This is a genomic window from Mesorhizobium sp. P2_E9 (assembly GCF_056403815.1).
The window spans coordinates 45092-70947 of sequence record NZ_JBFUET010000025.1 but is presented as its reverse complement, the minus strand read 5'-3'; the positions used below and the strand labels follow the sequence as shown (position 1 = coordinate 70947).

Here is a 25856-nt window from a genome sequence, read left to right as displayed (position 1 = left end):
CGGCAGCGACAGGCCAAGCAGGCTGCCATGGCGGATGAAATCGCGGCGGCTGACACGGCCGTCGACAAGGCCGTCGATTAGATGGTTTTCGAGCGGAGAGCGGTTGCGCCGGATGAGATCGAGAATGCGATAGTTCTTGCTCATGAGTCTTTCCCCTATTGTTCTTTTGTTTCGTGAATGGTTGACGAGTTTCATGGAGTTCTCCCTTCATCGGCCCTCAACGAGAGCCATCGACCGGAACTCCAGCATGTAGCCTCACCCAGTCCGTCTGTTGCTGGACGGCGGAAGGCCTAATACGAGAAGGTCGGCCATCTTCCAGGAGGCGAAAAACCGATATTTGAATAAAGCTGTCGGCGGATTGACAGCATCTTCCTCCCACTTTCTTGAGATACTAGCGACATGGTCAAACAAAGAGTTGCCGAAGATCACCTCCAGGTTTCGAAGAGAACGTTCGGGTCAACGCGAAAGTTGGGTGTTGAGCGCGAAGTTGCGCACCTGCATGTCCTCGCCTTTGCGCTGGCGAAGTGGGGTCATGACAAGCTCCTTTGTCCGATGGGATGGGCGGCAAGCAGCCACCAATGCTAGCGCGGTTGGACCTCCTTTTGCAGGAATGACCGGCACCACAGACGCCGCCATCAAGACTGTGCCTTGGACGCAAACCTCTTTCCCACTCCGCGACGGAGCGGGTTAGTCCAATATTTATTATGTTAAATGTCACTTCGAGAGTACCCCAATCCCGGGCCGACCCATGACGGAACCTTTGCGCGGCACTGCTGTGGCGAAATGCCGTTGAAGTCTCGGAAACACTTCGAAAAATGCGAGGCCGATATGAAGCCACTGGCCATGGCGATGTCCAGCAGGGGCATCCGCGTACCTTCGATAAGCCGCTTGGCGTGGTCGACCCTGATCCGAAGGTAATGGCGGAGCGGCGGCAGCCCTATATGCGTGTCAAACAGCCGTTCGAGCTGCCGGCGGGAAATTCCGACCCGCTGCGCCACCTCACTCATGGAGAGCGGAAACTCGACATTCTCCTCCATTATCCGCATCGCCAGCACCAGCCTGTCGCTGATCCCGGAGAAGGCGAGGCCCGCCGGGCCTGTCTGGCGGTTCGAGCCGGGCCGCTGCCCCTCGACGGTCGCGTGGCGGCAAACCTCCTGCGCGATGAAGCCGCCGGCATGGCTGCTGATGAGATCCACGGCGAGATCGAAAGCCGCCAGTTCGCCGGCGCAGGTCGAGTACTGCCCGTCCTTGACGAAGAGAGAGTCTCGGATACGCGGCTTGCGAAACACTTCGGAAAAGGCGGCGAGCCTCGACCAGTGGATTGTACAGCCTGTGTCCGCCAAGAGGCCGGTCTGGGCGAGCAGCCAGGTTGCCGTGCCGACGGCCGAGATCGGCACACCACGCCGGGCGATGGCGCGCAGAAAAGCGTTGAGCTGCGGCGTCAGCTGCTTCTCCACCGGCTCGCCGGCGACGATTGCGAGTTGATCGGCCCTTCGATCGCCGATGCCGACCGAGAGCTCGTCCATCGAAGTGTCGACCGCCATTGATAGCCCGTTTGCCCCTCCGACGGGCTGCCTGCTCGTCCCCACGATCAGCCAGCGAAACAGCGGCAGCCCGGCGACCTCGTTGGCGATGCGGAACGGCTCGATATACGCGTGAAGCGCGAGGTGGGAAAAGCCGGGCAACACGAGCACCGCGACCTGAAACGGGCGGAGGACCGCCGCCGCCGTTTTCGGCGTGGTCAGCGCTTGCAACGCAATGATGTTGGGCGGCGCGTTCATCTGGACATCTTAGGGGGCAAATTCAAAATTAGAATCCAACACTAACCAGACAATCGAGAATCAAGTGGATAGCTTGAAAGCAGCTCGTGACCCGTTTCGGTAATCAATACTTGTTGCTCCAATTTTACGCCTTCGGCTCCGCCCGAGCGTCCTACATAGCTCTCAACACAGAGAACCATCCCCGCCTCCAAGACGTCGTCCGGCAAGTCATCTGTGCGATCGTCCCTGTAAAATACAGCAGGATACTCGTCGGCAAGTCCTACGCCATGATAAAGACAACTGTATCGATTTGGTCGGCAGTCTTCGGGAAGACCGGCGGCGAGGTCGCCCAATTCGCTCAACGAAATTCCTGGGCGCAGGAGCTCAGTGTTCGCCGCGACCTGATCAGCGGCGATCGTATACAAATCTCGTTGTTCGTTTGTCGGTTTGCCTGACCCGCAGAGCCATGTGCGCGAGATATCGGCGCAGTAGCCATAAGGCCCTATTAGATCGGTATCGAAAGCCACCAGATCGCCGGCCTCTATCACCCGCGATGAGCACTCCTGGAACCATGGATTAGTACGGGGGCCCGACGCTAACAGACGGGTCTCGATCCATTCTCCTCCACGCGCGATATTGCCTCGATGCAGTTCCGCCCAAAGCTCGTTCTCGGAGATGCCAGGCTTTAGCGCCGACTCCATCTCGCCCATGGCCTGCTGGCAAGCCACAATAGCGCGGCGCATGCACAAAATCTCGTCCGGAGATTTGATAAGGCGTGCGCGTTCCATGACCTCATCGCCGCTGTGCACGGTGATGCCAAACCTGGCGAGCTCATCTGCTGCGGCCGGGTCTAGACGATCCACCGCAATGCGACGGTTACCGGCCCCATGCTCGGTCACGACGTCAATGATATCGCGCGCCCACCGTTTGATACGTCCAGGCGCCATATTGCCCGACACGAAATACATGAACGAGATTGCCGGCCGGACTTCGTCGACCACTTTAGAATGGTCCGACAGGTGGTCGCAGCCATGATAGTCAAACAGGATGACAGACCCGTTTGTGGGAACAAAGCAATAGCGGGTCGGATTGTGTGCTACCCAGACCTGCATATTGGTAGAGTCAGTTGCGTAGCGGATGTTAATAGGATCATAAAGAAGGACACCCGCGTAGTCGTTATGCCTGAGCTCGGCGCGGATGCGATTCAGGCGATAGCGCCGCATAGTGAGCAAATCAGGATCTGCAATGCCCAAGGCCCGCCACTCCGCTTCTGCGAGATGGCCGTAACCGAGTGCATGCTGGTTGAGCCGCGCCGCGCTCTCGCGTTGTCCTGGAATGGGCGTGTGATTGTTTGCGCTTGAAAAAGTGGAAGCGCCGACCGGATCAAACGGCATGATCTTGCGCTTGCGGCTGCCTAACTGGGAATTCGTATCTGGTTTTGTCATTGAGCGTTCCAAGGGATTTTTTGAGTGTTCGCGTGGGGTCCCGGAAAAGGTTCAACGCGTGGCGGCCATCCTTCTCAACGTAGTGCGCCACTCCAACACGTATTGGACAGACCCGCTCAAAGGGTACGTATGGCGAAACAATGGGCAGTCTATCTTGCCTGTTATGCCGTATTTCCGGAACAATTTAGGTCTTGTCCAACCAGACGTTTGCAAATCGAAAGCCATAGGTTGGATGCATTTGATGGTTCTTTACGGCGGCTACCGAATGATTATAAAGCTTTCTCCAGTAAGGCTGGACAATAATACCGGATTCCTGCAGTATAGTCTCGATCTCCTTCATGACAACTTTTCGCTTGTCGACATCAATGATCGTCAGTGCTTCGTCAATCTTCGCATCAAGTGTCGGGTCGGAATAAGCCGTTTCGTTCCACGCTTCCCCGGTCCGATAAGCCACGGACACAACCTGGATCCCGAGCGGGCGCATATTCCAATCAGTCATTGAATAGGGATATTTGGTCCAGTCGTTCCAAAACGTCGAACCCGGGAAAACGGTGCGCTTGACCTTAATGCCAGCCTCGCGCAATTGAGCTGCGATCGCATCGCCCGAATTCTTGATCCAGTCTGTGTCGGCGGTGATCAGCTCGTGCTCATAATCTGAGTAACCGGCCTCCTCCAACAGTCGTTTGGCCGCTTCAAGATCTCGCATGACCTTCGGAAGCTCGGCATAATCGGGATGGATTGGGCACACATGATGATTTTCAGCAATAGTGCCGGCATTGTGATAGCCAAGTGCGAGAACAGCGGCATTATCGACCGCGCGTTGCAGAGCGTTTCGGACCTTTTTGTCGCTGTAGGGTTTGTTGGTAACGTTCGTTCGCGCCACGACGGTGCCCGCAGTCACTACCTCAGATTTTACCAGATTGAGACCATCTAGTATTTCCACGTAGTCCGCCGTCGTCTCGTAGTTGGTATGAAGCTCACCGGATTCGAAGGCACTGACCATGGCTGAAGGGTCGGCCCCGTAATCGATAAACTCTATACCGTCGAGATAGGCTTCGCCGCCCCACCATTTGCCATTTTCGCGCCTTTTGAGAACAATGCGATTACCGACTTCCCAAGACACGAGTTCAAAAGGACCGGTTCCTATCGGATTTTTGACGAAGTCCGCCCCTGTTTTGTCAAATGATCTGTGTACGATGAGGGCAGGATATTCTGTAAGATTTGGGATCAGCGCAATGTCTGCCTTGGTCAACACTAGTTTCACGGTCATGTCATCGACCTTGATGATCGCGCCTTCGCGCGCCTTGCCGCTTACTTGGTCAACTAATGTCCCCATTCGTCCGGCCATGGAGTTACCTTCAGCCTTCTTTTCACACCACCGGTTGAAGTTGAAGATCACGTCCTCTGCGGTAAAATCGTCGCCACTATTCCATTTCACGCCCGGACGGAGATGAAGAACGTATTCGGTAGCATCTTCATTAACGTCCCAACTCTTTAAGAGGTGGCCCTCGATCGTAAAGTTGCTGGTATAATACACCAGTTGCTCCAATGTCTGGGCCTCTCCGATTGCTATTTGGGACCAGTCAGCGGTGCGAGGATCCTTTGGCGCCTTGACCGAGAGTTCCATTTTTAGGACGCCGCCTTTCTTAGGATCCTGCTCTGCAGCTACGGCTGGCACCGGGATGCCAATCAACGCGTAAGCCATTGCTGTCGACGCACCGAACACGCTGGCTAGAGTGAGAAATTCGCGACGATCCATATCGCCTGCTTTGGTGCTTTCGGCCGCTTTCCGAATATGACCTGGAACGTTGTCGCTGTTGCTCTTGTAGAGGGCCATCAGAGTTGTTCCTTGTTATAGTTCTACTTTATTGGCTTTCTGCCGATTTAAATTCGCTCAACAGTACGTCAGGCCGGAAAAGCGCCCCCTTCGCGCGTACGCCGCGCGACGAAATCTTTGAGCGCTTCCTCCGCTTGCAGGGGGGGTGCCTCGAAATTTTCAACTACTTTTTTCCAGATGGTGTTTGCGCGCATGGTTGCGGTCTTGGCGCCATCTTCAGACCACTGCCCGAAATTGCGCCAATCCGACACAAGCGGCTGATAAAACGCGGTTTGGTAGCGCGCCATGGTGTAGGGCGCGCCGAAGAAGTGACCTCCAGGCTCGACTTCGGCGATCGCCTCGTAGAGATTGTCTGTCTCCAAGTCTGCTGTCTGGAAGATTTCGGCAATCGTCTGCAACATCTCGACGTCGAGAATGAATTTTTCCAGTGAGGCCGACAGGCCGCTTTCTAGCCAACCGGCAGCATGAAGCATCATGTTGACGCCGCCGAGAACCGACCCCCAAGCCGAATTCAGATACTCGTAAGTAGATTGGGCGTCCGGTGTATTCGATGCAGTTGCAGCGGAGCCCCGCCAAGGCAACCCAATATGACGCGCCAATTGCCCGGCGCCGAACGCTGCCCGCACAAACTCTGGTGTGCCGAATGCGGGAGATCCCGATTTCATGTCGACATTGGACGTAAAGGAGCCATAAACGACTGGCGCTCCCGGGTTTACGATTTGGGAAAGCGTGATTCCGGCCAATGCCTCAGCATGTTGAAGCGCAAGGGCGCCTGCGATTGTGATCGGAGCCATTGCCCCGGCGAGTGTGAAGGGGGTAATGATCGTAACTTGTTTAGCACGCGCAAAATCGATGATGCCTTGGCACATCGGAACGTCCAGCTGCCGCGGAGAATTGGTATTAATGACTGTGAAACAATGTGGTCGTGCCCGAAAACCTTCATCATCAAGCCCACGTGCAATGCGGATCATCTCGAACATGTCTTTCACTTGGTCGGAGCCGCGGGCGTAAACGAACAGCGGCTTGTCGCTGAGCGTCAATTGCCCTTCAGTCTGGACCAGATGACGTAGTTCAAGCGGTACGTCCTGAGGTTCGACATTGACCCCTTGGATATGAAGCACCTCGAAATGCTGTGAGAGCTTAAAGAAAGACCGCATGTCCTCTTGCGTGCCGGCCCGTCGGCCCCGGTCTATGTCCATCACATTTGGAGGGCCGCCGATGCAGACAAATGCCGTGTTGGAGCCTCCGATTTGGATATCGCGCTCGGAGGACGCGCCGGCAAGCGCGAAGGAGCCGGGAGCGCTCGCCAGCGCCTTTTGAACAAGACCACGATCGATGAACACAGTTGAAGTAGACGAATCAACCTTGGCGCCAGCGTCTCGAAAATATTCGAAAGCCTCTTCGTTCAGCACACGCATACCAAGGTTTTCGAGTACTCGTAGTGCGGTGTTATGCAATGTGGCGATCTGATCGTCGGAAAAGCTTCGCTGAGGCTGGAGGGGATTGATCAATTTGCGATAGGCCACCTTCCCCGATGGGACGGCTGTCGACCCTCCGTCACGTCGGGGGCGTCGCCCCAATCTCTGAGCTCGCTCGGTCATGAGTGGCTTCTCCTTCTTCGCAACGGGTTCAAAATCGCAACCTCGCTCCGTTAGGATCTATCGGAGAGGGAGGAATGACTTTGGCGTGGCGCGGCTTGCCCACAACATCGACCGTCAATGTCGCCTGGTCATCCACCACGGCGCTGTCGATATATCCCAATGCCAGGCTAAGACCGGAGACGTGGCCGTAGGCCCCCGAAGTCACATGGCCAACGAGGCGACCGCCCGCGAAGATGGGTTCAAAGCCTGACGCGTCGGCGTCTTTGGCATCGATGTTGAGAGTTACCAGCCGCCGTTTGGGCAGCCCTTTATCCCGCTCGGCAAGCACGGCGTCTCTTCCGATGAAGTCGCCTTTACCAAAGGCAACAAATCGGTCAAGGCCGCTCATGGCAGGCGTATAGGCACTGGTGAACTCGCGCGACCAGATTCCATAGCTCTTTTCTATTCGGAGCGACGTCATCGCATTGAAACCTATTTCACGAAGGTTCCACTCACGCCCGGCCAACAGAAGATCGAGATAGAGCTGCCTGTGTTCGGCTGCCCCTACATTGATCTCATAGCCCAACTCTCCCATCACTGAGAGACGCGCTATCTTGGAGCGGCTCCGGCAAACGTCGATTTGCTGGCACGCCATGAACGGGAGAGCTGAGTTCGAAATATCTGAAGGGGTTAGGGTCGCGAGAAATTCGCGCGACCGCGGACCGGTAATCGCCAATCCAGACACTGCATCCGAAATGTCGGTGATCGACACACCCGTGTTCGGCTTGTGTTGATCGAACCAACGCATGTGCCAGCGGCGCAGGTAATACGAACCCATCAGCCAGAAGGTCTCGTCATCCCAATTTAGAATGGTAAGATCGCCCATCAGCCGGCCGGATGGAGAGAGCATGGGAGCCAGTCTCACCCGCTGCCTTTTGGGCAGTTGACAGGATAGCAAGCGATCTAGGAAATCTCTTGCCCCTGGCCCCGTTATCTCGTAGCGCGAAAAAGCCGAGGTATCGAGAAGGGTCACGCCCTCGCGCACTGCCTTACACTCGGCCGCTACCAACGGGAAGGCATTAGAGCGATTGAGCGTGGGGATCTCGGTGAATTCAGCGTCGTCGGGAGTGAAATAAAGCGGAACCTCCATTCCCCACGACACGCCCCACCGCCCCCCTCGCGCGGACATGACGTCGTAGGCCGGCGGGGTCTTGGTCGGTCTGCCTGCAGGAAGTTGCTCGTTAGGGTAGCTGATTAGAAAGCGCCTAGCGTAGAACTGTCCGGTAGTGGCTTTAAGGTAAGAGCGATTCGAAGCGTACTCGCCATAGCGAGCGACATCCATCCCATAGACGTCTGCTTGAGGTTCACCAGAAGTGATCCACTGAGCAAGCGCCAAGCCTATGCCGCCACCTTGGCTAAATCCAGCCATGACGCCACATGCACACCAATAATTTCGCAGGCCGGGCACAGGCCCCACAAGCGGATTGCCGTCGGGGGTGAAAGTGATCGGCCCATTAACCCATCGCTTAATGCCCGTGCCCTGAAGCACAGGATAGCGCTCGAAACCAATCGACAGTTCCGGGGAAATTCGGTCTATATCCTCCGGGATCAATTCGATACCAAAATCCCAAGGCGCACCTTCTATATTCCAATGTTTGGGATTGCGTTCGTAAACGCCAAGCAGCAGCCCCTTGCCCTCCTGCCGCGCATAGGTGAAACCTTCAAGATCAACGACGGCGGGCATCTCATCGCGCATTGCCGAAAGCTCAGCGATTGCCTCAGTGATCAGATAGTGGTGCTCCATTGGCACGACGGGCAAATCGACGCCGGCCATCATCCCGACTTGTTTTGCCCACAGCCCAGCGGCGTTAACGACGTGCTCTGCCGATAAAGTTCCTTTTTCGGTCACGATGGTCCACGAGCCGTCCGGTCGCGCATGCAGTTCTTTGACCGGATTACGCAGAATTACTTCAGCACCTGCCTTTTTTGCCGCGGACGCAAAGGCCTGCGTAGTTCCGTAGGGATCGACGTAGCCGTCGTTCGGGTCCCAAAGGCCGCCATAAATATTCGTCGTATCAAGGATCGGGCATCGCTTCTTGATATCCTCGGGAGTAATTAGTGCCACATCATCGAGCCCGATGGTGCGAAAGCCCGACAGGGCTGCCTGAAGCCATTCCCACCGTTCGGGCGTGCCTGCAATAGTGATAGCTCCGGGGGTACGAATTCCCAATTGGTGATCGCTCTCCGACTGCAGATCCCGATAAAGATTAATGGTGTAACTCTGAAGCGCTGCAAGGTTAGGATCCGCGTTGACTGCATGAAAGCTTGCCGCCGCATGCCAGGTCGAGCCTGCCGTCAATTCACGCCGCTCGATTAGCGCTATGTCACTCCAGCCGAGTTTTGCGAGGTGGTACAGCACGCTCGCGCCAACGATCCCCCCTCCAATGACTACGACACGGTAATGGGACTTCATCAGGCAAGCCCTATGTTTGAGGGGATGGTGGTGATGGGGGCGAACCTAACAACGGCATTCTGAAAAGTCCATACACCGCTGTACCTAAATTTTTTTGCAATGGCGGCTGACAGCTTCGATGGCCTGTCTTATACCGGCTGCATGATGGACCAGACCGCTCCGGCGACCCCACAGTCGTACAGAACCAAGGTCACTCGCGAAGATTGGCTTGAGGCAGCACGGGCCGCGCTGATAGATCACGGAGTCGATCACGTCAGAATCCTGACACTCGCGCAGAAACTTGGCGTGGCGCGTTCCAGCTTCTACTGGTATTTCCGCGACAGGGACGATCTGCTCGATAACTTGATCGCGTTCTGGCGGGGGTCTAATACTGCGGACATTGTCGAGCACGCGGAACGGCCAGCAAAGCATATTGTTGAGGCCGTACTCAACATATTCGAATGCTGGACAGACAAGCTTCGGTTTGACCCGAAGCTAGATTTCGCTATGCGCGATTGGGCGCGCCGTGATCCAGCATTGCAGTCCCTCGTCCATAAAGAAGACGAAATCCGGGTGGACGCCATTCGTGACCTTTTCGAGCGACATGGCTATAGCCACGATGAGGCGTTTATTCGCGCACGTATCGTCTATTTTATGCAAATTGGGTACTATTCGCTATCGCTGGAGGAAACCATGCAGCAGCGGCTCCAGCACACGACAGAATACATCTACAGCTTTACTGGAGTTCATCCCGATCCAGAGGATATCGTCAGATTTCAAACGTTTGCGCGCAGCCAATCCCGTACCCAACGGTGATCGCACGCGCGCTAGCATTCTAGATTCGAGCAGAGAGCGATCGAGAATGAATCGAGCAACGTATTGGCAGCGCCATTGGGGGCTGTTGCGGAGCAAGGCAGGCTCGTCCCTGACGTTGTGGCGTGGACATTCGTCTGTTTGTGTCTGCCGCACTCTGGGTCGTGAGCTCTTTGTGCCGGGCACGACAGTCCTTAGTCGTCAATGAAGAATTCGGAAGACTCGAGGAGGTCTGCTCCATTTTTTTGCATTGACTTGGCCGAAAATTGTGGCTTTGACCGGACGACCGTTCCGCCCTGAGCCCAGCTCATTCACAATACGGGTGAACCTCAAGCGAGGACATTCCAGGGAGCAGGTAACCCCACGGTGCAATAAGGGTAGTCGATCTCCGCGCACCCACGTTAGTCAAATGTCCCCCGTAAGGTAGCCTCCCGGCACCACGGCTCATCGTCGCCGCAAATGCGGGATGGCCTGCAGTTGCAGAATTGCTTGTTACAGCCGTGGCCGATGAGTTGCTCCAGGCACAACGCGACCATTGACGTCCCGATGAGCTCTCCTAACAGTCAGTTTCGTGCTCCTGCGCAAATGGCAGTTCCACATGGCATTGGCGATGTTCATTGCTGCTCCAAGATCGCCGCCACGTCTCTGGGCGCCTCAAATTGGTAGAATGCGAAGTAATGCCGGCATGTTGACATCCCTAATCAAAGGCATCGACGCATGAAGATTACCTTCTCGCCGGGAGGGGCACATTCCACTTCGCCAAAGGCTTCCCAGCCTCGGCGCTCGTAGAATCCGGGAGCTTGAAAGGTGGCTGTCCAAAGCACCGCGGTACGACATCCACGCCGGCGTGCGGCTTCCTCGCCGGCAGCAAGGACCCATTCGCCGAGACCTGTGCCGCGGTGTGCCTCGTTAACGAAGAGCATGTCTACGTAGAGAACGGCGTGAATCGTCGATCCAACGAGACCACCCACAATTGTACCCGACTCAGGGTCTTGAGCTGCGATCACCAATGGCACGCTGCCAGGTAGGCTGATCTTGCGTTGATTGTAGTCATCAAGGCCGCTGCGAATAGCGTCTACATAGGCTGCGTCAAGCTTGTCACTTTCGATGAGTTTCGGAGATGCCATCTTTTTACGCTCCAAGTTGTTGATGGTTGCCTAATTGGTCACGATCGATAATAACTTACCTGCACCAATCTGGTGAACGATATTGCGTACGCGTAAGGGTCTGCTCGTTTTTAACATATCGAGTCACTGCGTACGCGACATACTTGTAGACTCCGCGATCTGGACAAATAAAGCTCTCCACAATCTCGCCGTAAAGATCCTTATCTGAACAACCAACTTCAGATGATAGTCAAACGTGACTGTAAAAGACTGGCCGTCAGATACTCGCCTGGTCGGTGAGATTGCTCGGCGAGGCAGTAGAGCGAGAGTGCAGAATCAGCCATTGAACCAATCCCCAAACTCACTTAGTCGTCCACGGCTACGAGGTCGAAAAGAGAGACGCTGGAAGGAAATCGCGCTGAAGAATCGATCCGCTTATATCTTGAAGGAGGGCGGAACGAGGCTGATTTGATGCCAGCTGGACGAACTGCAGGCGCACCATGGCGGATATCGCTCGGTGCTCGAGCTTCGACGACATTTACGCGTCGAGCTGGCGCGGAGTCCCGCTGGTTGCGTTCCATGGGATGCTCCCCGCAGGCAGCGCTCGCCTCGAGGCAACGAGAAGCCAATTGCAGAAAGGACAGATAGAGGACCATCGAAGCGTCACTCCTTTCGCGAGTTTAACCGTTTCCTGACTTGGTTGCCGTCTCAGCCGTGAGATGATCGGCCAAGAAGCTGGTAAGCGACGTTGCGTAGGTCGTGGGGACGAGGACTGCGAACTGATCGGGGCCAGAACGGTCGATGAGGACACTGACATGGTGGACAGCCGTCTGGGCGAAAGTGCCAACGTCAAAGGCCACATCGGAGAAGTCGAGAGAGGCGACTCGACTGAGAAACCCACTAGCGCCTGGTCCTTCCAGCGTCAGGCACACACGCGAGTCGGACAAATCCAGCACCGCCAGATCTGTTACGCTTTCAAAGCCAGGAGCGGTGTCCGACCGAACTAGCGCCCGGTCAGGCGCAATGCGCCAAACTGTCGTCAACCCGCGACGAAACGATGATCGGCAGTCACCGGGAAGCGAAAGGCCTTCCTTGCGGAGCTCGCTATCAGCGAGTTCGTGAAACTTATCCCATCCGGCTAGTTGGGTCAGGTTGCCCAACTCCGCCTGACTGATGGTGACAGCCAAGCCGTCGCTAGTCTTGCCACGCACGGGCATCGAATGCTTCTCAGCCATTCTGACGATGACCTTCTGGATCGAAGAAATGATGCGATACGACTTTTGCCTGCAATGCTTGATTGCCGACAAAATCTACCACCTGGATTGTCTCACCAAAGCGCTCAGGCCCACGTGACAGAAGCGCAAGTGCGATGTTTTTTTTCAAAGCCGGAGAGTAGGTCACGGCCGACACCCACCCTTCCCCGTGGCCCTTGGTGGGAGCATCCAATGGGAAAAGTAGGGAGCCTGCCCTGGCGCCAGCATCGCCAACAATTTCCAGCCCTACCAACGAAGGGCGTATTGGGTCTTCAAGTAGGCGGCGCTTGCGCAGCACGGAACCAACAAATGGCTTCTTGCTCGACGCAAACCCCTCCAGGCCAAGATCCTTCATGGTCGTGCGGCCTTCGATTTCCGAACCGGCGATATGACCTTTCTCGATGCGAAGAGCGCCCATCGCCTCGAGGCCGTAGGGCCTAAGATGATATGGAGCACCAACCGCAATAAGAGCCTCCCAAATGGCGCGGCCAAATGTGGCCGGAACGTAAAGCTCATACGCCAGTTCACCTGAGTAGCTCATGCGGTGTAGGCGGCAGGCTACCGCTTCGATCGTGACATGGGTGAAGTGATTGTTGGGCAGTACGTCGTTACTCAGTTCGGCAGTTGTCAGGGTACTCAGAACACTGCGGGATTTCGGGCCGGCAATCGCGATTGCAGCCCACTGATCCGTGACTGTCGTGACATGTACCTTGAGATCGCGCCACGCAGTTTGTAGTAGATACTCCGCTCTGGCGAGCACCTTCGCGGCGTTCGCCGTCGTGGTCGTCATGAAGTAGTCGTTATCGCCGAGCCGTGCCGTTGCGCCATCGTCGAGCACGAAGCCATCCTCGCGCAACATTACGCCATAGCGCAGCCTGCCAACCGGAAGTGTCTTGAAGCCATTAACATAAAGGCGGTTCAGGAATTCCGCGGCATCGGGTCCCTGCACAGCGATCTTGCCGAGCGTGGAGATGTCGACAATGCCGACATGCTCGCGCACGTGTGCGGCTTCGCGAACATAAGCGTCGTTAATGTCTTCGCCCTTGGCCGGATAGTACCATGGTCGCAGCCACATACCTGCGTCGATCATTTCAGCGCCATTTTCCTCATGCCAACCATGGATGGTTGAAAGCCTGGTCGGGCGGAAATTCAGACCGTGATCATGACCAACAATGGCGCCAATCGTCACCGGGGTATAGGGCGGGCGGAACGTAGTGGTGCCAACGGAAGGGATGGTAAGGCCGCGCAATTCGGCCATGCGGGTAAGTGCGTTGAGGTTTGAAGTCTTGCCCTGGTCGGCTGCCATACCGGAGGTGGTATAGCGCTTGAGATGTTCGACGGAGACGAAGCCTTCAAGGTGGGCCTGATCAATATCGGCCAGCTTCACGTCGTGCTGAAAGTCCACAAACGCCTTGCCGGGAGTGCTGCCATCTACCTTGGTGATGACGGCCACCGGCACAAGATTGCGACCCCAGAAGTCAGCGTGGCCAAATAGTGCGGGTTCCTTTCCGGTGCTTCCACCAGCTTTGTGGCCCTGCGATAGAGAATCCCTGAGCGATGGGGAACCGACGAGCGAGCCGATGCATGTGAAGGCTCCTTTCTCTGCCGGCGGGAGAAAGGCGTCCAGTTCCTTCTCATATTGTGGCTTTCCAAAGCGCTGGCTCCACAGGTGCAGCGTTGGTGACCAGCCACCGGATACGGTGACGAGATCGCAAGCAATCCGTATGCTCTTGCCTGCTGCTTTACCTTCCAAGGTAACGGGAACAACATGTGCAGCTTTTACGCGTTTGCCACCAACCGCCTTTAAGACTGCATGTCCGAGTCGCAAGTCAATTCCCGCATTCGTCACCTTGTTATTGAGTTGTGCTGGGATTTCCCGACGCAGGTCGCAGATTGTGACCTTCGAACCCGAATTCGCGAGTTCGATGGCAGCGGTATAGGCGCTGTCATTGTTTGTTGCCATGACGATCCGCTCGCCGGCAAGCACAGCATGTCGGTTCAGGTAGCTGCGCACAGCTGAGGTGAGCATGACCCCGGGCAAATCATTGCCGGCGAAAACCATGGGTCGTTCGATCGCTCCGGTCGCCAGGACAACCCGTTTGGTTCGAACAACCCAATAGCGCTGGCGCGGTCTTCCCTCCTCAGGCGCGAGGACATGGTCCTGCACCCGCTCCACAAGGCCGAACACCTCACAGTCATAGGCACCGAACACCGTCGTGCGCGTCAGAACACGAACGTTGGGAAGATCGTCAAGTTCGCCATGGGACTGAGCGAGCCAGGCATCGGTGGGCGCACCGGCCGGTTCGCTGAGAAGCGAACCGCCAAGAGCGTGGTCCTGCTCGACCAGTATGACGTTGTCGCCCTTGCGGCCCGCTGCAAGAGCAGCGGCAATTCCCGCGGGGCCGGCGCCAACGATCAGGACATCGCAGAATGCATTGATCTTCTCATAGTGGTCGGGATCAGGGAGCGTCGTCGCCCGGCCCATGCCGGCCGCCTTTCGGATGAAACCCTCGCAAAACATCCAGAACTTCGTTCCGCTGAAGGGGCCGATGAAAGTCTTGTAGTAGAAGCCTGCGCCGAAGAAGCGGGACATGACCCCGGTGACCGCTCCAATATCGAAGTGGAGACCGGGCCAAGCGTTTTGCGGCGTCGACGTCAGACCGTCGAAGACTTCCACCATCGTCGCCTGTGCATTGGGTTCATGGCGATCATCATCTCGAAGGTGGACGAGAGCGTTTGTCTCTTCGACACCCGCTGCAACTAAACCGCGAGGCCGGTGATATTTGAAGCTGCGCCCGAAAATCTGCTGGCCGCCGGCAAGCAGGGCTGATGCCAAAGTATCGCCGGGATGTGCCGGGAAAGACCGACCGTCAAATTGAACGCCCACCCTGCGAGAGCGATCGATCCGTCCACCGGTCGGGAGGCGCCGCGCTGTCATGCTGCCACTTCACGGGCCAGGGAAGAACCAAACATCTCGTGGGTCAGGGTATCGCGCTCGACCACGATCCATTGCCTGCACCCGGCGACGTGATGCCAGTATTCCTTGTGCGGACCGCGAGGGTTATCGCGGATGAAAACGTAGTCGTGCCAAATCTTAAAATCCGCTTCGTTCAGATCCGGGCGGCGAACGGTTGCGTCTTCGCCGTAAGTGAACTCTGTTTCGTCCCGCAGCCCGCAAACCGGGCAATGAATTCTCAGCATGATTGAACCTCAATGCGCCTTCGGATACGGGCCGGCGCCCGTCTCGTCGATCTGGTACCCACGCTCGAAGCGTTCCAGCGTGAACTCAGCAATGTCTGGGTGCGGTTCTCCCCTGGCGATAGTCCAGGCGAAGCAATATCCGGAGGCGGGTATCGCCTTGAAGCCACCGTAGCACCAGCCGCCGTTCAGCCAAAGCCCCTCAATGGGCATCTTGCCGATGATCGGAGAGCCATCCATTGTCATATCCATGGCGCCCGCCCAATGGCGCAGAAGCCTCAGTCGCGACAGCGACGGCATCAGTGCCTTTGCGCTTTGCAGCGTGTGCTCGATGATCGGGAGCCCACCGCGCTGCGCATATGAATTGAAACCGTCAAGGTCGCCCCCCAGCACGAGCCCGCCCTTGTCAGACTGGCTGATGTAGAAGTGCTCCGCTCCGAAAATGATCACGTGATCAACAAGCGGCTTCAACGGTTCCGTGACAAACGCCTGAAGGACGTGGGTTTCAATCGGCAAACGGAGCCCTGCTTTGGCTGCAAGGTGGCTGGTGTGGCCGGCAACGGCGAGCACCACCTTGTTTGCTCGGATCGAGCCGCGAGTTGTCTCAACCCCGACGATCGTTCCCTCGTCCCAAAGATAGCCAGTTACTTCGCACTGCTGGATAAGATCGACCCCTTGTTTGTCGGCGCCACGCGCGTAGCCCCACGCAACCGCGTCATGGCGCGCGGTGCCAGCACGCCCCTGGAATGCTGCGCCGTATATCGGAAAGCGCGCATTTTCTGAGTAATCCAGGTAAGGGAGCCGCCTCATGACCTCGGAACGATCGAACAGTTCCGCGTCGATGCCGTTGGCGCGCATGATGTTGGTGCGGCGACGCGCGGTGTCTCCTTGCCCCGGTGAGTGGAATAGATAGTAGTAACCACGCCGAGACATCATAACGTTATAGTTCAGTTCCTGGCTTAGGTTCTCCCACAGCTGCATGGAGCGTTCATAGAACATCGTGTTGCCAGGCATCATGTAGTTCGAACGAACAATAGTCGTGTTACGGCCCGTATTGCCGCCGCCTAGCCAACCCTTCTCAAGGACGGCAACGTTTCGTATCCCATGCTCCTTGGCGAGGTAATATGCGGTAGCAAGGCCATGACCGCCGCCACCCACGATGACGACGTCGTAACCTGGCTTCGGGGCCGGGTCGCGCCAAGCGCGCGACCAGTGTTTGTTGCCCGTTAGGCCATTGCGCAGAATCGAGAAGGCGGAATAGTGACTCATGCAACTCCTCGCAATGGTCGGGCTCTTGGCGGATCCCAAAAGTATTTGGCGTGCTGCCTGGGATGCCGTCGGATCGAGTCGCGCCTGACCCTGCCCGAGCGCTTACCGACAGCTCAAGCGAATGAACCAGATTTGCTTGTCAAAAGTCGGTTCCCCGAAGCGTTGGTCTTCAAGATCCTATTCTGGCGCCATGCATAGCGTAAAGCTTCACTTCGCTCATGAATTGCTAGTATTGTGTGGCAGATTGCGGTATTAAAATGGGCAGATTGCGCGGTGAGTGATGCGATGGACGATTTTGATAGGCGGCTAATTGCGCTCCTTCGCCTAGATGGGCGAATGCCGATTGCGGCCCTTGCTGAGAAGCTGCAGGTCTCGAGAGGGACGATACAGAAACGTCTAGATCGGTTGATATCTTCCGGCGCGATACGCGGGTTCACGGTGCGTACTCGACAAGAATTGGACGAGACGGTTTTGCGCGCAATGATGGGCGTAAGGACCACTAGCAAGAAGCCCGCCGCGCTCATTAAGGCCCTCAACGGAATTCCAGAAGTTGTTTCTCTTTATACGACGAATGGGGTCTGGGACTACATCGCCGAACTTCGCGCTGAAAGCCTTGCGGATCTAGACCGTGCACTACGAGAAATACGGAGCATTGACGGAGTTGCCTCGACAGAAACCAGTATTTTGCTTGGGGCAGTATGAACGTTTGTCCGCATCCTTCTTTAGTTGCCCATCGCCTGTTCGCCTGACGTCTAGGGTTCATCCCAGTGCGAGTTACGCCCGTCCCCGACACGACGCGAGCCCGATTCCATCGGTCTACGTCTAGTAATCCGAACGCTTTGCTGGTGCATGCCCTCGACAAAAGCACCCTCTAGGCCGGGGTCTGTGGCTGGCGTGCGCCGCCGCGAAGCGTGACGAGCCCGAATTGCCATCGTCTGTGCCCCCGCCGTGATACCACAGTGCCTATTTCTTCATAGCATTGTGCGCAAGAAATCTGCCATTTGGCTGGCAAACGTTAGCTTTACGCTGCGCATAGGGCAGAGATACATCATGTTAAAGGATTCAGGAGAGCAAACGTGAACGAACCGAGTTCTGTGCGGCATCCCGCTGTTGATATTGCATTCGACAAATCTCCGTTGGCGCCCGCGGATATCGAGCGCATCATCAAGGCGGTTGAGGACCGCTTCGATGAGCAGGTCGAGTTTTTGGCGCAGTTGGTGCGTGCCCCCTCGCTTCGAGGCAATGAAGCTGGTGTTCAAAAAATCGTCTCCACCTCGCTCGAAAAACGTGGCTATGACGTTCACAGCTTCGCGATCGATCCAGATCGCATCGGCAGGGATCCGGCTTTCTCACCGACGAGGTTTGACCTCAAAGACTCTACCATTGTTGTTGGCTCGAGGCGGCCGCCGCGAGAAGGCGGTAGGTCTCTGGCACTCAACGCGCATGTTGATGTTGTGCCGGTCGGCACAAGCGCCCGTTGGAGATATGAGCCGTTCTCGGCCACTCGCGACGGGGACTGGCTCTATGGCCGTGGAGCGGGTGATATGAAAGCTGGCCTGACTGCAAACCTGTTTGCCCTCGATGCGCTGTCGGCCGCAGGCTTCGACCTGAAAGGCCCGGTTCAGTTTCAGTCAGTCATTGAAGAAGAGACCACAGGCAATGGAGCGGCAATGGTTCTCGCGGAGGGTTTCCACGCCGATGCAGTTCTGATTTCGGAGCCGACCGATGAAAAGCTTGTCAGCGCGAATACCGGCGTCATGAAATTTGCTGTCACGGTCCAAGGGGTTCCCGCTCACCCGTTCGAGGTCGCCACCGGCAGGAGCGCAATCGACATCGCAATTCGGACTATCGAACATCTGCGCCAACTCGAACAAGAGTGGATCGCGGAGCGGCCCATATCTCAGCCCGGTTTCGCCGGCGTCGACAACCCAATAGCTTTGACAATCGGCACGATATCGGGAGGCGAGTGGCTCGCCTCGGTACCAAGCGAGTGCCATTTTGAAGGCCGCATTGGCTTCTACCCCGGCGAGATGCCAGAGGCGCGCGCCGTAAGGTTTGAGAATTTCCTCAAAAATACATTTCTGAACGACCCCCAACTGAAGGGATGCCCCGAGCCTGAGATCGAATGGGTAGGCGTCAAGCAGGGTGGGTATGTTCTTGCTCCAGGAAGCGACGCAGAGGCGCTGCTGGCAAAGGCGCACTCCCTCGCTGACAATTCCGAACGGGAACTTCAACGCTTCGTAATGCCTTGCTATCTCGACGCAACAGTCTTTGCGTTGCACGGCGGCATGACCAGCCTGGTTTACGGGCCAGTTGCCGAACACATCCATGCTGTTGATGAGCGAGTGAACTTGCCGTCCCTGTTGCGGGTTACAAAGGCCATCGCTTTGTTTGCCGCAGCCTGGTGTGGAGTGGAGGCCCGAACCGGGCAACTCAAGCCCTAGTACGAGAGCATGTTTCCGACCGAAGTGTTTCGTATCCACGCTTCCTGATCCACCGTACGGCTCGGTCGCAGAGACCAAAATATTCGTCGCAGATGCGGCAGCCCGGGAAGCTACGCTTCTGAGCGCATGGGCTGAGCGATGACGCACACCATCGACGGCAAACAGGTGGCGGCATCCGTTATTGAAGCGGTGGCAAGCAGCTTCTGATCTCGAGCGAACAAAGCTACCTAAAGTCCTAGAAATTCGAAAGAGTTCAAATGACAGCGCAGCGGTATGCCTATCAAGATCTTCTCACCTTCTCCTCGCAGCTTCTGACCCGCGCCGGTCTGCCTCAAGTGCGCGCTGAAGTGGTAGCACGGCAATTTCTTGAAGCCGATCTGCTTGGTTATTCAACTCATGGCGTCCAGCGTCTGCCGAGCAACTGCGATTGGTTGCTGAAGGGAGAGACTAATGCCGACGGCCGACATATTGTGTTGCAAGCGACCCGATCTTGCGAAACTTGGGACGCGGATTTTCTCCCTGGGCCATGGGTCGCTGTTCAGGCGGTCGACCGCGCATGTGAAATGGCCGCCGATAACGGTTTGGGTGCGGTTGTGGTGCGGAGAACGCAGCACGTTGCATGCCTCGCCTCCTATCTCGAGCGCGCGACCGATCGGCACATGATGGTCATAGTCACCGTGAGCACTCCGGCCGAAGCCGTCGTAGCTGCACATGGCGGCCTGACCCCAATCTTTTCGTGCAATCCGTTAGCCGCTGGCATTCCAACTGGGCAAGCACCAATCCTGATTGACACCACCTTGGCGATGTCGGCTCAGGGTCCGATAAACCGAGCCCACCGTCAGGGAACGATCCTGCCCTACCCGATGATCGTGCGGCCGGACGGCGACGTCAGTGCGAATCCGGCCGATTTTGCGGCTGGCGGTGCGATCTTGCCGCTCGGCGGCATCGAGCAGGGTTACAAAGGTACTGGCCTGGCTTTCTTGACAGAGGCGCTGACAGCAGCGCTGGGCGGATATGGGCGGGCCGATGGAGCTGAAACTGGAGAAGCGAACGCCCTCTTAGTCCAGGTTCTCGACCCCGCCCATTTCGCCGGACGCGCAGCCTTCGAACATGAGATGCGATTTCTGGCTGAACGCTGCCGAGCAAGTCGAGTTGCGCCGGGTAGCGATCCGGTGCGCGTTCCAGGTGATCGAGCTCTGATGTTCAAGCGCGATCAGTTGCGGGATGGCGTCCGTCTTCTAGACTTGATCGTCGATGATATTCGCCCATGGGCAGAGCGGTACGATTGCAGCTTTCCGGTGCCGGTTGCCCGGTATGGATGAACAGCTGGGAATCTGATTGCCCTGAATGAGGAGGGTGGCCCTCGGCCCGTGGCTCAGGCGCAGCATCATCAGAGTTGCTGTTACTTTGACGTGCCCAAAGCCGCGCTGCGCGGTTGCTGTTCTTTTCTGCCTAGTAAAGGGGACCCGGCAGAAACCTAATCTTGGCAGGGCGCTCTCCAAAAAAGGTGCGGATCGGCGGTTTGCGCGATGAGATCCTCCGAAAGGTCCGGCTGCAACGCCAGGACTTCGCGAATAGTTTTGCCGGAGGCCAAGACCTCCTTCGCAAGCTCTGCCGCCCGCTCGTAGCCTATGCTCACAGGACCAAGCGGGTCTTTCTCAATGCGCTCAACTGGTGGAGCGTTCGTCACGATGATACCTCGTGTGTAAACCGCATTGTTGCAAGGACTGAGCCGTCCAACTGATGATAGGCCGAACACGGGCCAACTCGTGCACTTCACCAGCCCGCAAATGACGAGATCAAGTCGATCGGAACCTTCCCAGCGGCGACATCTTGAAGAGCTTGACCAATGATAGCGATGCCTTCGTCGGCTTCACTTTTACTCAATGTAAGGGGCGGTGTAAGTTCTAAGACGTTCGAATTCGAGCCGACATAATACAATACGAGCCCAAGCTGAAACGCTCTATAAACGGTAAGAGCCGTTTCGATTTTGGCTGGAGTGCGACGCACACGATCGCTCACAAGCTCAATTCCAATGGCAAGTCCTCTGCCGCGCACGTCACCGACCAACTCCCACGCGTTGGCCCGCTTAGCAAGTGACTCCAACATATGAGAGCCGACCTCTGCAGAATGGCCCACCAGCCTATCCCTTTCGATTGTCTCAAGGACCGCCAATGCTGCCGCCGCGCAGATAGGATTGCCGTGTAACGTCTGGTAAGAAAACGTTGGAGAGTGATTCATGATGGGCTCTGGACCCACGATCGCGGACATGGGTAGGCCTCCGCCCAATCCTTTACCGAAGACCACAATATCTGGCTCGATGCCGGAATGTTCGAAGGCGTGCAGAAGTCCGGTGCGTGCCAGGCCAAACTTGACTTCGTCACACACCAGAAGGATCCCGTGCCGACGACAAAACCGTTCGATCTCGATAAAGAAACCGACAGGCGGAACCAGCAATCCTCCATCGCCCTGGATCGGTTCTATAAAGAAGGCAGCAACTTCTTCTGGCCGGACGTCCGTCGAGAATACCTCGTCCAGATAGAACAGCGTCGCGGCACTTGCAGCTTCCGGATCACCCGCCGCATAGCTGTCCGGATACGGCACCAGGATCAGACCGCCGAATTTCTCCACACCTTTGAGCGCTGGATGACCCGAAACGGCCATGGAGCCGCTGGTGCCACCATGATAGGCGCCCTTGAATGCCAATATTCGGCGGCGTCCGGTGGCTGCGAGAACCATTCGAGCAACTGTTTCATTAGCATCCGAGCCGGAGTGCCCCAACCATACCCTGCCGCGGCAGCGCTCGGGAACTAGCGACAAGAGTTTCTCTGCAAGGAGCACGCTGGGTTCGTTTGCGGACGAAAGGTAGCTTGCACCAGCTTGATCTGCAGCCGCCCGCGTAATTGCCTCGCGTACGGAAGGGTGAGCATGCCCCAAGCTGGCAGCGCCCCAAGATGCCGAAAAATCGAGAAACTGGCGACCATCATCCCCCCGCAAATACGATCCTTTTCCTCCGACAATTGCCTGGGGAAAGAACCGAAGCTGGGCCATGTTCGAGATTGAATTGCTTTCGCGTCGATAAAGATCAATCACGGTCGTCCTTTTCGAAACGGACCGCGGCTGTCCAGAGGCAGCCACGATATACTCGGAACCGCGCTTTGCTTTGGCACCTAAAACAGCATTTCTTCCAAGATCATCTGTACGTCGGCCGGTCGACGTATCAGCTCAACGAATTCCATCGGCTTGTGGTATCGGCGGCCTTGCCAAAGCAGGGAATTGTGGGAATCGCCTTCCCCAAGCTGCACGTCGGTGACGACGCCGATCAAGATACTGTGCGAAAAACCATCGTGGGTGTGGCTAAGTTTGCAATCGAGCGCCATCGGCGCGCCAAGAAGGAGCGGCGCCCCGGTTTTGCCAGCGACCCAATATTTCTTCTCGAATCGATCTGAACCTTTTTGAGATTGAAATCGACGCGCCACATTGGACAGCGCAGGAGATAGCAGATTTACGGCGAAGATGCCGCGCCGTAAAATCGTGTCGTGCGAACTGGCCGACTTGTTGATGCAAACCAGAACAGACGGCGGATCGAAGGATAAACTGCAAACCGCAGTGGCGATGAGACCGCTGGGAAGGCCACCTTCTTCAGTGGTGATGATATTGACGGCCCCGGCGAAACGGCCCATTGCTTCCCTGAAGGCATCGTTCGTGTCCACATCTGTCCTCCGTAGCTATGACTATCTGAACTGATCGCAGACTGAGTTTTCAGAAGCCTGCACTCACCTGGTCAAGCTTCAGCAGCGCCCGGGCGTATATCTCGCGCCCAATGTCGCCATTGATGTAGGCATGTCGCGTGCAGGTCTCTATGTCACGCCAAATCCGCTGGACGGGATTAGTGAGCATGAAAACCGATGCTCCGCCTATGTTCAGCAGCAGGTCTACGGCCTCGCGCACGCGTTTTTGCGCAACCGCCGCGTCAAGTCGGACGCGCGCTCGCTCGAGATCGGTCATGGTCTTACCGTCGCTGACGGAGCGATCGATATCGCTGGCCGCGCGCATGGTATGCAACCGTGCGGAGTCGATAAGGCCACGAGCATCTGCCAGGTTTAGCTGGTAGCTTGGGGACTGCCTCGCATCTGTATACAGGGACGTCACGATGGGCTTGCCGCGTTCAAGGTTCTCCAACGTGAAATCGAACGCTGCCTCCGCCATCCCGATGGCCGCAGAACATATGCCCAATGGAAGCGCGGTTATGAGCGGGGCCCGATAGAGCGGTTCGTCAGAATGGTCCGAGCGACTGAAACCGGTAATCATTTCGCTAATGAGCATCGTCCGGTGCGCCGGTACGAAGATATCTTTGCCCACAAAGGTATTGCTCCCCGTCCCTGCCATCCCGGCGACATGCCATGTGTCTTCAATCGTCAGCTCGGACGTCGGCACCATTGCAAGCCGTACGTCGATCAGAGCCCCGCTGGCATCAAGGACAGGGGAGCCCACGAAGCTCCACTGCGCTTCGAAACACCCGGACGCCCAGGGCCATTTGCCCGTCAACATCCAGCCACCCTCAACCGCAGCGGCCTTACCGGTCGGGGCCCATTGACCGATGATGACCGCGCGAGGATCCGAACTGAAGACATCGTCGCGCGTCTTGTCGGGCATGAGGCCCATCAAAGATGCGCTGCTATTGGCGACCATGGCGAGCCAACCAGCCGCACTGTCGCCGCGGGCCAATTCCTCACAAATTTCGCAGTATGTCTGGATATCAATCTCGTGACCACCGCAGCGGCGCGGCACCAAACCCTGCAAGAATCCCCCGCTTCGCACAGCCGCTGCACTCTCCTGTGCAAGCCGTCTGTTTTTTGCCGATTCCTCAGCATTTGCTCGCAAAAGCGGGCGGAGTGCCCGTGCATTACGCACCAGCTCGGCGCTAGTCAGTGTCAAATCCATCACTGGTTTCCTCCCTTGATCCTACAGGTCGCTACACATTGATAATGTTGCTCAAAGGGCTGAAGCCCATAGCGGCGTCAGTGCTTGCTCGTTTGCCGTCCGTATTTGTTGCATCCGGGCTGATTCCCAGCTTTCTTCAAACGGTGCGTATTCACGAGCGAACACCGCGTAAGGCTGGCAGCAGGCCGTCCGGCTTGACAAGCAACAAAAGGACTACAGCCAGAAGGACAATCGCGTCCCGGTATGGGGCGGTTCCAGTGCTCAGGAACGGTTCTGAACCGACCTCCAACGCCCCGAGCACAAACCCGCCTAGCACGGCTCCCCGCAAAGAGCCCAGTCCACCGATGATCGCAGCGATGAAGGCCTTCAGAACCGGAGTAAAGCCCATGAGCGGATCTACCGAGCCACGCTGCGAAATCCACAATACCGCTGCAATACCGGCAAGAAGGCCCGATATCGCGAAGGACGTCGCAATGACTGTGTTTGCGCGCAAACCAAGCAAACTGACCATGACGAAGTCTTCTGATGCGGCGCGCATGGCAACGCCCAAAGTGGTCTTGCGCAAGAAAATGTCGAGCCCGATCAGCGCTAGTGCCGTCAGAACGATGGATGTCAGTGGAACCATCCCGATTTGAAAGCCTCCGAACGTAAGAGTTCCTGACATCCATTCCGGCAAAGCGACCGCTCTTCCGCGAGCGGAAACTCCGTTCTGAAAAAGAACCTTGCAAATGGTGCTCACGCCAAAGCTTGTAATCATGAGCGTCGTCACGGATGCAGACCGCATAGGACGGAAGGCTATTCGATCCATCAGCACCGCTGAGAGCGCCGCCCCCAGACAGGCCACTAGAAGAACGATTGGCAAAGGCAAGCCAAATGAAAGCGAGAGTACGATAAGGTACCCTGCAATCGTCATCAGTTCGCCGTGTGCAAAATTAATGAGTCCAACGATCGAAAAGACGATCGCCAGCCCTAGTGCCAGGAGAGCGTATATTCCACCCAGGCTAAGAATATTAACCAAGTACTGGACGAATTCCATGACGACCTCCTAGATTGCCAAATATGCCTGCCGCACAAGGTCAGAACTGGCGAGTTCAGATGCGGTACCACTTAGAGCAATACGACCGTTGGCTACCACGTAACCTCGATCGGCCACCGATAGAGCCAACTCCACATTTTGTTCAACGAGCAGAATTGTAAGCCCTTCCTTCCGCAGGTCATCAATCAGCTCGTAGACCCTGTCTATCGTCTGAGGTGCGAGGCCTAAGGAAGGTTCGTCCAGCAGCAAGAGGTTGGGCTGACTCATTAAAGATCGGGCGATCGCCAGCATTTGCTGTTCACCGCCTGACAGGCTCCCAGCCTTTTGATCGATGCGCTCGGCAAGGATGGGAAAGCGGGAAAGCATGCCATCGCGGCGAGCCCGAAGCTTGTCACCTTTCGCGAACGCGGCTCCCCCCAAATGCAGGTTTTCGCCTACTGTAAGATGAGCGAAAACGCGGCGGCCTTCCGGCGTTAGCGATATTCCCTTTCGGCTGATGACGTCAGCGGGCAGTCCGGTGAGTGGCTGTCCTTCCAGAAAGACCTGGCCCTCGGCAGGTGGGATAGAGCCGGCGATGCCGGCAAGAATCGAACTCTTGCCGGCGCCATTAGCGCCAATGAGCGTGACAATTTCTCCATTTCCAACGTTTAGATCGACGCCATGGACAGCCTCGACGGCGCCGTAGCGTATTTTCATTCCCTCGACACGAAGCATTGGCG

General features: G+C 56.7%; 20 protein-coding genes. 4 read left to right on the top strand and 16 right to left on the bottom strand.

Going from position 1 to position 25856, the window contains the following annotated elements; translation table 11 throughout:
- Nucleotides 1-707 precede the first annotated feature (707 nt).
- The 5 genes from AC1D05_RS32850 to AC1D05_RS32830 all read right to left on the bottom strand — a co-directional run bounded on the left by AC1D05_RS32850 (nt 708) and on the right by AC1D05_RS32830 (nt 9095).
- Nucleotides 708-1781, bottom strand: coding sequence for a GlxA family transcriptional regulator (locus tag AC1D05_RS32850; RefSeq protein WP_477446743.1), 1074 nt, complete (start codon nt 1779-1781; stop codon nt 708-710).
- 41 nt (nt 1782-1822) lie between these two features.
- On the bottom strand, nt 1823-3205 hold the full coding sequence (locus tag AC1D05_RS32845) for a M24 family metallopeptidase (protein ID WP_477446741.1): 1383 nt from the start codon (nt 3203-3205) through the stop codon (nt 1823-1825).
- A gap of 184 nt (nt 3206-3389) precedes the next feature.
- Nucleotides 3390-5042 carry an ABC transporter substrate-binding protein gene (locus tag AC1D05_RS32840; RefSeq protein ID WP_477446739.1) on the bottom strand — a complete coding sequence of 551 codons (1653 nt, stop codon included), beginning with the start codon at nt 5040-5042 and terminating at the stop codon, nt 3390-3392.
- 68 nt (nt 5043-5110) lie between these two features.
- Nucleotides 5111-6643 carry a trimethylamine methyltransferase family protein gene (locus tag AC1D05_RS32835; RefSeq protein ID WP_477446737.1) on the bottom strand — a complete coding sequence of 511 codons (1533 nt, stop codon included), beginning with the start codon at nt 6641-6643 and terminating at the stop codon, nt 5111-5113.
- A 28-nt stretch (nt 6644-6671) separates the two neighbouring features.
- Nucleotides 6672-9095, bottom strand: coding sequence for a GcvT family protein (locus tag AC1D05_RS32830; protein WP_477446735.1), 2424 nt, complete (start codon nt 9093-9095; stop codon nt 6672-6674).
- 99 nt (nt 9096-9194) lie between these two features.
- Between AC1D05_RS32830 and AC1D05_RS32825 the strand changes: the two genes are divergently transcribed.
- The gene (locus tag AC1D05_RS32825) at nt 9195-9890 is read left to right on the top strand and encodes a TetR/AcrR family transcriptional regulator (RefSeq protein ID WP_477446733.1); all 696 of its coding nucleotides are present in this window, start codon (nt 9195-9197) and stop codon (nt 9888-9890) included.
- Between the two features lie 698 nt (nt 9891-10588).
- Here AC1D05_RS32825 and AC1D05_RS32820 read toward each other — a convergent pair.
- The 5 genes from AC1D05_RS32820 to AC1D05_RS32800 form a co-directional block, all read right to left on the bottom strand.
- Complete coding sequence (locus tag AC1D05_RS32820) at nt 10589-11014, bottom strand: GNAT family N-acetyltransferase (RefSeq protein ID WP_477446732.1); 426 nt, start codon at nt 11012-11014, stop codon at nt 10589-10591.
- 659 nt (nt 11015-11673) lie between these two features.
- On the bottom strand, nt 11674-12228 hold the full coding sequence (locus tag AC1D05_RS32815; protein ID WP_477446730.1) for a sarcosine oxidase subunit gamma: 555 nt from the start codon (nt 12226-12228) through the stop codon (nt 11674-11676).
- The gene (locus AC1D05_RS32810) at nt 12221-15184 is read right to left on the bottom strand and encodes a sarcosine oxidase subunit alpha family protein (RefSeq protein WP_477446728.1); all 2964 of its coding nucleotides are present in this window, start codon (nt 15182-15184) and stop codon (nt 12221-12223) included. Before AC1D05_RS32810 ends, AC1D05_RS32815 begins: the two co-directional genes overlap by 8 nt.
- Entirely contained in the window at nt 15181-15447 is a 267-nt protein-coding gene (locus AC1D05_RS32805) for a sarcosine oxidase subunit delta (protein WP_477446726.1), read from the bottom strand. Before AC1D05_RS32805 ends, AC1D05_RS32810 begins: the two co-directional genes overlap by 4 nt.
- Nucleotides 15448-15456: 9 nt before the next feature.
- Entirely contained in the window at nt 15457-16713 is a 1257-nt protein-coding gene (locus tag AC1D05_RS32800) for a sarcosine oxidase subunit beta family protein (protein ID WP_477446724.1), read from the bottom strand.
- Nucleotides 16714-16998: 285 nt separating this feature from the next.
- Here AC1D05_RS32800 and AC1D05_RS32795 point away from each other — a divergent pair, with 285 nt between their 5' ends.
- The 3 genes from AC1D05_RS32795 to AC1D05_RS32785 all read left to right on the top strand — a co-directional run bounded on the left by AC1D05_RS32795 (nt 16999) and on the right by AC1D05_RS32785 (nt 20479).
- Complete coding sequence (locus AC1D05_RS32795; protein ID WP_477446722.1) at nt 16999-17415, top strand: Lrp/AsnC family transcriptional regulator; 417 nt, start codon at nt 16999-17001, stop codon at nt 17413-17415.
- A 374-nt stretch (nt 17416-17789) separates the two neighbouring features.
- On the top strand, nt 17790-19157 hold the full coding sequence (locus AC1D05_RS32790) for an ArgE/DapE family deacylase (protein WP_477446720.1): 1368 nt from the start codon (nt 17790-17792) through the stop codon (nt 19155-19157).
- Between the two features lie 257 nt (nt 19158-19414).
- Nucleotides 19415-20479: an Ldh family oxidoreductase gene (locus AC1D05_RS32785; RefSeq protein ID WP_477446718.1), complete on the top strand. Its 1065-nt coding sequence runs from the start codon at nt 19415-19417 to the stop codon at nt 20477-20479.
- A 155-nt stretch (nt 20480-20634) separates the two neighbouring features.
- On the opposite strand, the gene AC1D05_RS32780 is transcribed toward AC1D05_RS32785, so the two are convergent.
- The 6 genes from AC1D05_RS32780 to AC1D05_RS32755 all read right to left on the bottom strand — a co-directional run bounded on the left by AC1D05_RS32780 (nt 20635) and on the right by AC1D05_RS32755 (nt 25851).
- Nucleotides 20635-20796 carry a hypothetical protein gene (locus AC1D05_RS32780; RefSeq protein WP_477446745.1) on the bottom strand — a complete coding sequence of 54 codons (162 nt, stop codon included), beginning with the start codon at nt 20794-20796 and terminating at the stop codon, nt 20635-20637.
- Nucleotides 20797-20933: 137 nt separating this feature from the next.
- A complete protein-coding gene (locus AC1D05_RS32775; protein ID WP_477446716.1) occupies nt 20934-22250 on the bottom strand; it encodes an aspartate aminotransferase family protein in 1317 nt (438 codons plus the stop codon).
- A 77-nt stretch (nt 22251-22327) separates the two neighbouring features.
- A complete protein-coding gene (locus tag AC1D05_RS32770) occupies nt 22328-22870 on the bottom strand; it encodes a flavin reductase family protein (RefSeq protein ID WP_477446714.1) in 543 nt (180 codons plus the stop codon).
- Between the two features lie 49 nt (nt 22871-22919).
- Nucleotides 22920-24101 (bottom strand): acyl-CoA dehydrogenase family protein, encoded by a 1182-nt coding sequence (locus tag AC1D05_RS32765; protein WP_477446712.1) that lies wholly within the window; start codon nt 24099-24101, stop codon nt 22920-22922.
- A 151-nt stretch (nt 24102-24252) separates the two neighbouring features.
- A complete protein-coding gene (locus AC1D05_RS32760) occupies nt 24253-25137 on the bottom strand; it encodes a branched-chain amino acid ABC transporter permease (protein WP_477446710.1) in 885 nt (294 codons plus the stop codon).
- A 9-nt stretch (nt 25138-25146) separates the two neighbouring features.
- On the bottom strand, nt 25147-25851 hold the full coding sequence (locus tag AC1D05_RS32755; protein ID WP_477446708.1) for an ABC transporter ATP-binding protein: 705 nt from the start codon (nt 25849-25851) through the stop codon (nt 25147-25149).
- Nucleotides 25852-25856: the final 5 nt, after the last annotated feature.

Bases quoted from the DNA above. Each gene is read 5' to 3' on its own strand.
- AC1D05_RS32820 (WP_477446732.1), bottom strand. From the start codon at position 11,014: ATGGCATCTCCGAAACTCATCGAAAGTGACAAGCTTGACGCAGCCTAT.
- AC1D05_RS32810 (WP_477446728.1), bottom strand. From the start codon at position 15,184: ATGACAGCGCGGCGCCTCCCGACCGGTGGACGGATCGATCGCTCTCGC.
- AC1D05_RS32850 (WP_477446743.1), bottom strand. From the start codon at position 1,781: ATGAACGCGCCGCCCAACATCATTGCGTTGCAAGCGCTGACCACGCCG.
- AC1D05_RS32845 (WP_477446741.1), bottom strand. From the start codon at position 3,205: ATGACAAAACCAGATACGAATTCCCAGTTAGGCAGCCGCAAGCGCAAG.
- AC1D05_RS32760 (WP_477446710.1), bottom strand. From the start codon at position 25,137: ATGGAATTCGTCCAGTACTTGGTTAATATTCTTAGCCTGGGTGGAATA.
- AC1D05_RS32755 (WP_477446708.1), bottom strand. From the start codon at position 25,851: ATGCTTCGTGTCGAGGGAATGAAAATACGCTACGGCGCCGTCGAGGCT.
- AC1D05_RS32795 (WP_477446722.1), top strand. From the start codon at position 16,999: ATGGACGATTTTGATAGGCGGCTAATTGCGCTCCTTCGCCTAGATGGG.
- AC1D05_RS32825 (WP_477446733.1), top strand. From the start codon at position 9,195: ATGGCGGCTGACAGCTTCGATGGCCTGTCTTATACCGGCTGCATGATG.
- AC1D05_RS32830 (WP_477446735.1), bottom strand. From the start codon at position 9,095: ATGAAGTCCCATTACCGTGTCGTAGTCATTGGAGGGGGGATCGTTGGC.
- AC1D05_RS32840 (WP_477446739.1), bottom strand. From the start codon at position 5,042: ATGGCCCTCTACAAGAGCAACAGCGACAACGTTCCAGGTCATATTCGG.
- AC1D05_RS32805 (WP_477446726.1), bottom strand. From the start codon at position 15,447: ATGCTGAGAATTCATTGCCCGGTTTGCGGGCTGCGGGACGAAACAGAG.
- AC1D05_RS32765 (WP_477446712.1), bottom strand. From the start codon at position 24,101: ATGGATTTGACACTGACTAGCGCCGAGCTGGTGCGTAATGCACGGGCA.
- AC1D05_RS32815 (WP_477446730.1), bottom strand. From the start codon at position 12,228: ATGGCTGAGAAGCATTCGATGCCCGTGCGTGGCAAGACTAGCGACGGC.
- AC1D05_RS32800 (WP_477446724.1), bottom strand. From the start codon at position 16,713: ATGAGTCACTATTCCGCCTTCTCGATTCTGCGCAATGGCCTAACGGGC.
- AC1D05_RS32835 (WP_477446737.1), bottom strand. From the start codon at position 6,643: ATGACCGAGCGAGCTCAGAGATTGGGGCGACGCCCCCGACGTGACGGA.
- AC1D05_RS32785 (WP_477446718.1), top strand. From the start codon at position 19,415: ATGACAGCGCAGCGGTATGCCTATCAAGATCTTCTCACCTTCTCCTCG.